Below are 10,483 nucleotides of genomic sequence, written 5' to 3'. Positions count from 1 at the left end.
GGATGATGCCGCGCTGTCCGACGCCCCGGCGGGCGAACGACTGACGGCGGCGATGAAGGTGTTTATGGACTGCATCCGTCAGTCCGGAAAGACCGTGGAGAAGCTCGACAAGACCCTGATTGACCACCATATCGCGGAGCTGGACTATCAAATCAGCCGCCAGCTGGACGCGGTGATGCACCATCCTGAGTTCCAGAAGGTGGAATCCCTGTGGCGCGGCCTGAAGCAGCTGGTGGACAGCACCGACTACCGCCAGAACGTCAAAACCGAAATTCTGGATGTCTCCAAAGACGATCTGCGCCAGGACTTCGAAGACGCGCCGGAGCTGATTCAGAGCGGCCTCTACTGGCACACCTACACCGCCGAGTACGACACCCCGGGCGGCGAGCCGATTGGCTCGGTGATCTCCGCGTATGAGTTCATCACGGCGATGCACAGCCATGCGCGGCGTGATGAAGACTTTGGCATCAGGTTTGACGGTATCCCGGACAGCCCGGATTTTAGTTTCCGCCCGGCGCCCGGCAGCCGCCCGGTGATGGCCGGCACCTTACCGGCCCGCGTCACCAGTACCACCGAAAATGACACCTACGGGCATATCGATAAAGACGGTCGCTACCGCGTCAACATGCTGTTCGACCGGGACAGCTGGGAGACCGGATTCGAGAGCCTGTGGGTTCGTCAGTCCCGGCCGTATGCCGGGGATACTTATGGTCTGCATCTGCCGCTGCTCGCGGGCACCGAGGTGGCGATTGGTTTTGAGGACGGTAACCCGGACCGGCCGTACATCGCCGGGGTGCTGCACGACTCGGCGCATGGCGACCACGTCACCATCCGCAACTACAAACGTAACGTGCTGCGCACCCCGGCTAACAACAAAATCCGCCTCGATGATGAGCGCGGGAAAGAGCATATCAAGGTCAGCACGGAGTACGGCGGCAAGAGCCAGCTGAATCTCGGGCATTTAGTGGATGCCGATAAGCAGAAGCGCGGTGAAGGATTTGAGCTCAGGACGGACAGCTGGGGGGCTATCCGGGCGCAGAAAGGGATTTTTATCAGTGCTGACGGGCAGGCGAAGGCGCAGGGCCAGGTTCTTGATATGGAGCCGGCGGTCAGCAATCTCGGCGATGTCCGGGAGCAGATGACATCCATCTCGGATGATGCGCAGAAGGCAACCGCGAACCCGGCCGACCTGCAGGCGCAGATTAAACTGCTGGAACAGCAGCTGAGGGACCTCAAAAAATCAGTGCTGTTGATGAGCGCACCGGACGGAATGGCGCTGACCAGCGGACAACACCTGCAGGTGTCTGCCGGGCAGAACCTGATTGCCACGGCCGGAAAAAATGCTGACGTCAGCGTGGTGAAAAAGTTGTTTGTAGGTGTCGGTGCACAGCTGAGTGTGTTTGTACGCAAACTCGGGATGAAGCTAATTGCCAACCAGGGACCAGTAATGGTACAGGCTCAGAACGACATGATGGAGTTACTGGCACGAAAAGAAATCAGCATTGTCAGCACGGAAGATGAAATCAAAATTATCGCGAAGAAGAAGCTGACTCTGAATGGTGGTGGGAGCTACATCACACTGGATGCCAATGGCATTGAATCTGCCACCCAGGGTGAGTACCGGACCAAAGCCGGGCACTACGGGAGAAAAGAAAGGGCCAATAAACCAGAAGATTTTCCGAACGTGGCGCCTGAAACCACCGAACCTTCCAGTAAATTCAGCTTTTCCTGACAAGGAGTCACAACATGATTATCAGTCCTCCGTTTTTGAGAGACAGAGATGCTACTCAGTCTGACGCAGAGTGGGTTGAGGTGATGATGCCTGTCAATTCCCGCCGGGGATATCCTCTCAATGCATCAGAGTCATGGCATGGGGGCATTCATATATCGCATACGGACTCCGGTTCGACGGTGGAGAAAGTTCGGGCAATCGCTGACGGGACGGTGGTATCGTTCCGCAAACCCTCCCCGCCAGAGAAAAGAGACCAGTTCCCGTTGAAGTATGCCCCTGTCAGGGGAACGGATGATGGCTATGTTTTACTTAAACATGAGACAGAAATTGGTTCCGGGGATGACGGTAAGGTCGTTTTTTACTCTTTGTATATGCATCTGAAGTTTCTGGAAGCAGAGATAAAAGCTGATGCCAAAATTTACCGGAAAGACCCGATAGGCTCTTGCGGAATGACTGACGGGCAGAATGAATTTCATTTCCAGATTTTCTGCGATGACGACAACATCAGCAAGCTGACGGGCAGGAAATCAGGAGAACTGGATATTTCGAAGAATGGCCGCACTGATGCGGTTTACGGTGATATTCACTTTTATCTGCCTCCGCAGACAAAGTTTTATGACAAGGCCCCTGCAGATAACAGCACGTCTATCACCGGACTTTCAGAGCTCTATACCAGCAATGCGCCTCTGTATGTCAGCATGACCCTGGCGCAAGGCAACTGCACGATGGTGACCCGACAGAAGAACACACAGACTGACGGGAAGTATGATCTGCTGGGCGAGCCGCTGGTTAATGCTGACGGGGAAGACTACGAATATAATCTCTATAAAACCGCGATGCGGAATTATAAGGAAAGCCCCAGTGCCGGGTTCGAGTTGCTGCGTTTTGGGCGGGTTATCAATACGGACCATGAAACGCTGGTGCCGGCAGATGCGCCATTATGGATGACGGTCAATTACCCGGGAGGAAAAGGGGTGGTCAATCTTGCTGATTCCAGCATTAAAAAGTTTAGTGACGCTGATTTCCCTCACTGGACGGGATGGTTGCTGGTTGATGATGACATTGATACCCACAGCCAATGTAATTCGGCGCTCATCAGAAAGTTGCAGGAAGAAGGCAGTTACGAAACTCAAAGCAACAGGCTTATCTGCTGTTTACCATTCGAGTGGGAAATAAAAACAATTGATGCCAGGTATAAATGGTTGATGACCGGTCTGCCCTGGGAGCAGTGCACGCCGGAAAAAACGGCCATATGGCAGATTCCCGGGACGCAGGAGTCAAATGAACGAACGCTGATTAGTGAGGAAGACTATGGCAAATTTAAGCAACACGCAGAAGCGCTGTGTTTTGATTCAGGATCTCTTGGTAGCGGAAAATTGTGGCATATAGAACCTAGAGTATTTATTTCTCACTTTCGTACGTGTAATTGGCTCAGTCGAGAAGAATTTAAACAAGTTGTACCACGTAATATAATAAGGCCTTCGGGTTCTCGCTATAGTTGGGAACCAGTCACGTTTCATGAAAGTGATACATCTGTCTTCTCAAGACATTATCCAATGCTGAATAAGATGTTTAGGAAGTATTGCATTAACACACCTTCCAGATTGGTGAGTTTTTTAGGGAATTCGGTACAGGAAACTAAATGGCTGAATGTAACTAGAGAAGATTATCGATATTCCGCTACAGACGAGCATGGGCATAGATACCATTATAACATTTGGTATTTCCCGTGGTACGGCAGGGGATTCCTGCAGTTAACTAATCCTGATAATTTCTATAAATATTTTACATATCGGGGCAGGTCATTTAATAATGATGTTCGAGACGAATTGGTCAGTGACTACAGAAGGGTCCAAGGTGACCGTGCTCTCAGGGAACGGGAAAAAAGATTAGATAACAGGATCCTATATGACGGACAACATCCTGGACTTGAGCAAGAAGTGGTGTCTTGGCGTGAAAATGTCGATGTTGGACTATTCGACCCGTCCGATAGCGCAGGGTTTTATTGGTCATTAACCGGCATGGCAAAATATGCCGATGAAGTTCATGAACTACAGAGACAGGCAGTGACTGCAGGGCATGGTATTAAAATCTATTATCGTAGCCCAGCATTCTGGAGGGCGTGTGCAACTGTGAATTTGCCAGGAGCTATCAGTAGACGAAATTATCAAGGGATAAATGGATTTATAGAACGTTGCTGCGCATATACCTGTGCCTTGGCTGTGCTGACTGAAATTAAATTTCCAGATGAAAACAATGCGTTTACTTTAGATAAGCCTGAAGGCATTGTGTTAAGGAGATAAGAGATGAAAACAAAATATTTTTCTTTGTTCATATTTTCAATTTGTAAGTTCACCTTTGCAGATATCAACCCTGAAATAAATATGCCCGCTGATTTTAATGGTGATAATTTTATAGCAAGAGAAATTAATGATAATTCGTCTGTTTCTTACAATGCTGCAGAGTCTAGTGGTTGCAGCATTATAAAATTTAAAGAGTATAGAGTATCACCTAAAAATAAAGTAAGCGCCGAAGAAAATAACCTCACTAACACATTCCCTGTCAATATTTGGGTCTGTTTATCGTCCGATACAGTGTACAGTAACGGGTATGACAGAAGTATGAATGAAAAAATTGTTTATTCGAGAAGCAAATCTTTATGGGTTAAAGCAAACAATAAAAAATCTGAAATTATTCCTTCAGATCAAGATGGACCCTACAAGTCGCTGAAGTTATACAATATCAAAGCAAAAAATGCTGAGGGATATGTTGTATTTGATGAGAATATTACAAAGGATGATAAAGAAACCTATAAGAATGCAAAAGAGCTTGTTAGTTTTTGCTTAGTTCAAGATTCTACTTATAGTGCACTTTGCGGTTCAGGTAGCCTTGCCTCAGATAGTAGACAAATTCCTTACGTATTAAAGAGTTTTGAAAGTATGGAAATAGGTTTGAATAATAAAGTAAATGAAAAAATGTTGAATGATAGTAACAAATGAAAGGTCAATTAGAGGGGCGATTATGTTATTGCTACTGTTATTTGATGGACTAACAAATGAATCTGATTATTACAATAATTGCCGTTTTTTTGTTTCATTTAATGTATATGCATCAGGCGTTACATTAAATGGAAATGACTCAATAACCGTAGACATTAACAATCATACAAAGACTCTAACGTTTGATACTGTTATCAATGGCTAGAGTGTTAAATGCAGTGGTGATAAAATAATTCTCTGGGGTAAGCCGAAAGTAATTAATGAGGGTAATCCTCAAGATACAAATGTGATTCTTGTAGATTTGGATCATAGATATAAAAAGATTGAAAAAAGTGTGAGTGAAGGTATCTTTAGCGTTGATTTTATAAAAGGAAAGGATCTCGCTTATATCGGAACCAATCAGGGGCTGTTTTTTAATCTTGCAAATGGGAAGTTGAGACCAGTAGATCCAGAATTTGATCCCAGAAAAATAGCTCGTGGGAGTTTAATAGATATCCTTAGGGGTAGCATAGCGAATAGATTGAGAAAGAGAGTGATGATAACGCCATCAAGGAGTGAACATGGGGTTTATTAAACTGCTGGTAATGTTGATAGTGTCGTTGTCGTCTTTCTCCGCTTTTTCATCGTATTCTGTTGTGAAAGTTACCCCCTGAAAATGGTCATGAATTTTATTCGAGATTATGAAGTGTGGAACGAGAGAGTTACTCAGAATTTAAGTGAAGATACAGGGGGTTATGCAAGATATGAATATGCCGAATTGCTTAATAAAGTCTTCTAATAGAGTCGGTTATGATATTTTTTGGAAATATTTTCTGCATCTTCAGAGTAAAGAAAGAGTCCTTAGCTCTAAGAATATCGCACAGGAAGTTGTGATAAAGAAAGAAAAACCTTCGGAGTCTGGTGATGCAGGCACTAATATGGACTATATATGAATGTCATTTAATATTTTCAGGCGGTAAGTATTTAATAGATGATGTATATCAATTGTCTAAGCATGGAAATAAGGTGAAAGCTTTATAATTAAGGTGCTTGATTAAAAATTATTTTAAATAATTTAAATACTTGTTGTGTGTTTGATTTTTTTTCATCTACTAAAGCTGTGATGCTTACAAATAACTAGGCTTATGAATAGTCAAATATTAAAACGTTGTTTAATGTTTTTCTGGGAGGGGTATGAATTTTAAAAATTTAGGTTTGCTTTTATTTTTAGTTATTTCACTGCCAACTTATGCAGCAAGCAATCTGCAAAGATCATGTGGGGTGCTGATCAACTCTGGAGGTGATACATTTTTATTTTATAATAAGAATGGTGTTAAAGAATTTGAAACAAAAAAGAAAGGCAAGCGGTTAATGTCAAAGAAATACTCATGTGCATGTATGTCTTATAAATCTGAGAGTGAAGAATACATTCGTGGGATAACAAAAATTGAATTTGTAAAAGAAAAAAATTGCTCAGGGCAGAAAGAAATAGGCAAGATTTATGTTTCAGAAGTTGACAGTACTGGACAAGGCATGCCCCCAGCAAATATAGATGGCGATAAAAGCAATAAATTATATTTGGGCTACAATTATGCACCCCGCTTAGAAAATAAATTTTTCTTCTATAAAGGAGATGTAACCACTATTTATACTTTTGAAAAGTATGGGGTTTCATTTGCGAAATTTGGAGTGTGCTCGCTTGATGGTAAGGCTATGAAATGCCGAAGATATTATGAATCAGGCATTGAAAAAGGACGTCTTAGTGAAGAGATAAACTATGTTTATGTAAAAGGGAATTATATCGAGGATGGCGTTCATGTGATTTATGATCAAAATGGTGATGTTGCATTTATTGAAATTAAGAATAGAGATTATAAAAAAGATAAGGTGCTCTTTGATAGATACCCCGAGAGAACCAAACGATCTTTCTATTTTAGTTAATTTTTAGCGATTTTGAAGTTTGAGAGTGTGAATGTCGTATTCCCTTAAGCATCTCCCCGAACGTTACGCGCGGCCAGTTCCACCAAAAGCATCTCGCTGGATTGCTGTCCTGGTGACGATGTTGATCATCAGTGTGATCTTTATGCGTATATTCGGACGCTATGTTGATAGCAAATACTTTTGGTTGTTTGTTATTGGCACGCCTGCTGCTCTGTGGATCGTTAGCTTTGGCTTTCGTATGTTGGTCTGGTCGTTACAGGACAGCAAGGCGAATGGTTTTGACAGGCAACGGGAACAATGGATCTTACGTGAGACCCGCAGGGCTCGTCGTGCCCTTCAGATACTAAATACGACATTTATCACTGCGCATCAGAATGACGATCAGGAACTCGTCGCTGTTGAGATGCTAAACAATCTGAGCATAATCACTTCCCAGATTGACTGGAAGGGCAATGAAAGCCAAAGGGTGAGCCGTTTTGCAGTAGATCCGGAAGAGACTACAAATTTTCTCATTGCCCGGTTGTTTTCAGAACTCCTTGCTGACCTGCCCATTGGACAGTTTCCCGAAAAAGCCTCTCTGGTTGTCATCCTTGATATTTCCTCATCGTTGCCATTTGTTGCTGTTCGCGAAATTTGGGACCAGGTCTGGCAAGAGAGTGGCATAAGTTGTGCCGTTGAGTATGTCGCCAGCAGTGGTCTGGGTGGTATTGCTCACTGGCTGGATCATCGTATTAAAGATGAGTCGATGTTACTCGCCGTAGGGCTACAGGTTGATCCGGTTGTTTCCAACAATACTGCTGAAGCAGCCGTTGCTCTGCTTCTTGGCAACCGCCTGACACAGGAGGCGCTCGAACCTCTCGCGTTGCTGCACCGGCCAGATGCATCCCCTCCAGGTGAACTGAGTGAGGGAATGAACATGGCCGCCTGGAACGTCCCACTCGAAGAAAATATCTTGAAAAATCTATGGCTTGCCGGGATGACCAGTGAGCAGCGCGCAGAAGTGATCGCGTGCCAGAATTCACATCCTGCCCAGTCTATTGAGAACGAATCCGTCATTTCACTCGATATGTCTATGGGGCATGCCGGAGCGGCAGCGCCCTGGCTGGCCATCGCCGCCGCCACTGAAATCGCCCGACAAACACAGTCACCACAGATGATTATCTGTGGTGACACGACGCAGAATGTGCTGTGGAGCACGTTCATTACCCCGATTGCTTCCCGACAGGAGATGGATCCGTGAAGCTACCTTTAGCACCGAAGACTACGGAAGGCCGCTATCTTGCTGTCGCATTAATTTTCTTTTTGCTGTTAGCCGTTATGACGTTCATGGTCTGGAAGCATCCGGATATTGCCGGGATTCAGGACGGTAGTCAGCAGCAAACTTACTGGCTTATCGCTGGCGGATGTATTTCAGGATGCACACTTATCATGCTGGTTGTGCACCTGTGGGCTGCTCTCAGTGCCGGTAAAAAGGAGTTTGATGCGCTTGTCGCCAATACCAGTGGTGATGATGAGAAAAAGAAACGGGAAAATGATAACGCCCCTGTTCATCCTACGGTGGCCATGTGTGACAGGATTCAGGTGCATCTCCGCTCCCGCACTGGTTTTTACTGGCGTCGGAAAACCCGCCTGCTGCTGATCACCGGCGATGAAGCCGCAATCGAACAGCTGGTTCCCGGCCTGCAACAGCAGCAGTGGCTCGAAGGCAACCGCACCGTGCTGATTTACGGCGGCAGCCTGGCATCGGAGCCTGACCGTGAAAAATACACCGCATTACGCAAGCTGCGCCGCGGACGCCCGCTGGACGGGATTGTCCGCGTCATGCCGCAGTCACTTAACCTGGCCCCGCAAATCAGCGACAGCGATTTACGCGGGCTGGAAAAAATCAGCGAACTGCTGCGTTATTCCGCCCCGGTCTGGCTGTGGCAGCTGTGCGACAGCAACTGGTCGCAGGGTACGCGTCCTGAGCAGGCTGTAGGGGCAAGCTTTCCCCTGCGCGCAAAAGAAGACGATATTATCCGCCAGTTGGAGCGGATGCTGCCGGCCCTGCGGGCGCAGGGGGTAAGCCAGGTCGCTGAGAACAACAGCCACGACTTCCTGCTGCGTCTGGGCCAGCACCTCCAGGACGGCGGTACCTGACCCGTATCACCCGCGTGCGGCTGCGCCTGCAACAGGTGGCCAGCGCTTCTGACCCGCAGGCGATGATGCAGACCCTGGCGCAGACCGTGTTCCAGGGCAAAAGCGTGGACCTTACCGACACCTGGCAGTACGGTAGCCTGATTTCGGCAAGCCTTGGCGAGGAGTGGAGCGGATTTGGCAGCACAATGTTTGTGCAGCCGCTGACCCAGGCCTGGGAGACCGTGCTTCAGCCGTCGGCAGCCAGCCTGAATGATAAATGGAGCCGCTCGGTTGTCGCGAACTGGCAAACTGCCTTTGACGGTCGTTTCCCGTTTGCCGCCAGCAAAAGTGATGCCTCCCTGCCGATGCTGGCGGAGTTTGTGCGCAAGGACAGCGGGCGCATTGAGCGCTTCCTGACGACGGAGCTCAGCGGTGTGCTGCACAAGGAGGGCAGCCAGTGGGTGCCGGATAAGGTCAACAGCCAGGGGCTGAGCTTCAACCCGGCCTTCCTGCGGGCCATTAATCAGCTGAGCCAGCTGTCGGACATTCTGTTTACCGATGGCAATCAGAGCATTACCTTTGAGCTGCAGGCGCGTCCTGTGCCGCAGGTGGTGGAAACGCAGCTGACCATTGATGGGCAAAAGCTGCACTACTTTAACCAGATGGCTGACTGGCAGTCCATTCGCTGGCCTGGCGACACTTACAAACCAGGAACCATGCTGACATGGACCACCGTCAATGCCGGTGCGCGTCTGTTTGGTGATTACAGCGGGACCTGGGGCTTTATTCGCTGGCTTGACCTGGGTAAGCGTCAGCAGCTTGACCGCAGCCAGTGGATGATGAGTTTCACCGCACCGGATGGCCGCACCCTGCAGTGGGTGCTGCGCTCACAGCTCGGCAGCGGGCTGCTGGCGTTACTGGCGCTGCGCGGCTTCACGTTGCCGGATCAGATATTCAGCGTCGACAGCGCGGCTACGGCTCAGGCGCTGATGACCAAAACGGAAGACAGTGATATCGACGGAACTGAATGATGGACACTCTGCAGGATCTGGTTACTGCCTGTCAGGCGAATGAAAATCTGCTGCGACAGCAGGCGCAGGCACGCACGGAAAGCTGGCAGCCCTGGCTTGACCTGCAGTGGTACACTTTTCAGTCCTTGGCGAGGTCGGGCCAGGAGGTGCTGTCCGGCATCATCACTGCAGACCTGAAAGGGTTGCTGCGCCGCCTTACCGGACTTGAAACCCTGGCCTTTAATAACGGGACGCCGTTTGCCGATGAGGTCACGCTGAACGGGATAAATCAAAGTGTGCTGGACGAGATGTCCGGCAGGCGGGAAGAGCCGGCTAGTGCTGTCAGTGAGACGGACAACGATATTGTGGCCCTTGTGCCGGAAGCGCAGGAGAAAACGGACACTGACGGCCTGGATGCCACATTTCACTGGCTGCAGACCCGGCCGGACACCGATTCTACAACAGATAAATGGTTGCTGCGTCTGCTGATGGCCCGCGTGGCCAAGTAGAAGGCAAAAATGAACTGGCCCTGCATTTGTTGGGTGAACTTGACGTTGCGGCACAGTCCATCCCCCTGACGCAGTGGACACCGGTTCTGTTATTTAAAGTCAAATCGCGTCGCCTCAGACTGCTGCGCATGAAAGCCGCACGCAGTGAAACCGATAAGTCACGGTTTCAGCCTGAAATGGACCAGCTTCTGGCTG

The 10,483-nt window shown here is 48.3% G+C and carries 7 protein-coding genes and 2 pseudogenes; all 9 read left to right on the top strand.

The window, feature by feature from the left end:
- The coding region (gene vgrG, locus SIK97_RS00615) for a type VI secretion system tip protein VgrG (protein WP_319610907.1) at positions 1-1,732 on the top strand (1,732 nt) is incomplete at its 5' end.
- A 14-nt stretch (positions 1,733-1,746) separates the two neighbouring features.
- A complete protein-coding gene (locus SIK97_RS00610; RefSeq protein WP_032749811.1) occupies positions 1,747-4,035 on the top strand; it encodes a M23 family metallopeptidase in 2,289 nt (762 codons plus the stop codon).
- Between the two features lie 3 nt (positions 4,036-4,038).
- Positions 4,039-4,731: a hypothetical protein gene (locus tag SIK97_RS00605; RefSeq protein ID WP_032749810.1), complete on the top strand. Its 693-nt coding sequence runs from the start codon at positions 4,039-4,041 to the stop codon at positions 4,729-4,731.
- A gap of 286 nt (positions 4,732-5,017) precedes the next feature.
- Positions 5,018-5,305 carry a hypothetical protein gene (locus SIK97_RS00600; protein WP_185962836.1) on the top strand — a complete coding sequence of 96 codons (288 nt, stop codon included), beginning with the start codon at positions 5,018-5,020 and terminating at the stop codon, positions 5,303-5,305.
- A 599-nt stretch (positions 5,306-5,904) separates the two neighbouring features.
- Entirely contained in the window at positions 5,905-6,651 is a 747-nt protein-coding gene (locus tag SIK97_RS00595) for a hypothetical protein (protein WP_047723683.1), read from the top strand.
- A gap of 31 nt (positions 6,652-6,682) precedes the next feature.
- A complete protein-coding gene (locus SIK97_RS00590) occupies positions 6,683-7,891 on the top strand; it encodes a hypothetical protein (protein WP_032749807.1) in 1,209 nt (402 codons plus the stop codon).
- Positions 7,888-8,790 carry a hypothetical protein gene (locus SIK97_RS29665; RefSeq protein ID WP_057174011.1) on the top strand — a complete coding sequence of 301 codons (903 nt, stop codon included), beginning with the start codon at positions 7,888-7,890 and terminating at the stop codon, positions 8,788-8,790. The genes SIK97_RS00590 and SIK97_RS29665 overlap by 4 nt, the downstream gene beginning before the upstream one ends.
- A pseudogene (locus SIK97_RS29660) lies at positions 8,784-9,800 on the top strand (type VI secretion IcmF C-terminal domain-containing protein); the annotation flags it as partial. The gene SIK97_RS29665 and the pseudogene SIK97_RS29660, both read left to right, overlap by 7 nt.
- Positions 9,801-9,892: 92 nt before the next feature.
- Positions 9,893-10,483: pseudogene (locus tag SIK97_RS00580) on the top strand (type VI secretion system domain-containing protein); the annotation flags it as partial.

This window comes from Klebsiella sp. JN_Kp126 (assembly GCF_033843325.1).
In the GTDB taxonomy this organism is placed as follows: Bacteria; Pseudomonadota; Gammaproteobacteria; order Enterobacterales; family Enterobacteriaceae; genus Klebsiella; species Klebsiella michiganensis.
The sequence above is the reverse complement of the archived record's forward strand: the minus strand, read 5'-3'. Positions and strand labels throughout refer to the sequence as shown.

Bases quoted from the DNA above. Each gene is read 5' to 3' on its own strand.
- SIK97_RS00610 (WP_032749811.1), top strand. From the start codon at position 1,747: ATGATTATCAGTCCTCCGTTTTTGAGAGACAGAGATGCTACTCAGTCT.
- SIK97_RS00605 (WP_032749810.1), top strand. From the start codon at position 4,039: ATGAAAACAAAATATTTTTCTTTGTTCATATTTTCAATTTGTAAGTTC.
- SIK97_RS00595 (WP_047723683.1), top strand. From the start codon at position 5,905: ATGAATTTTAAAAATTTAGGTTTGCTTTTATTTTTAGTTATTTCACTG.
- SIK97_RS00590 (WP_032749807.1), top strand. From the start codon at position 6,683: ATGTCGTATTCCCTTAAGCATCTCCCCGAACGTTACGCGCGGCCAGTT.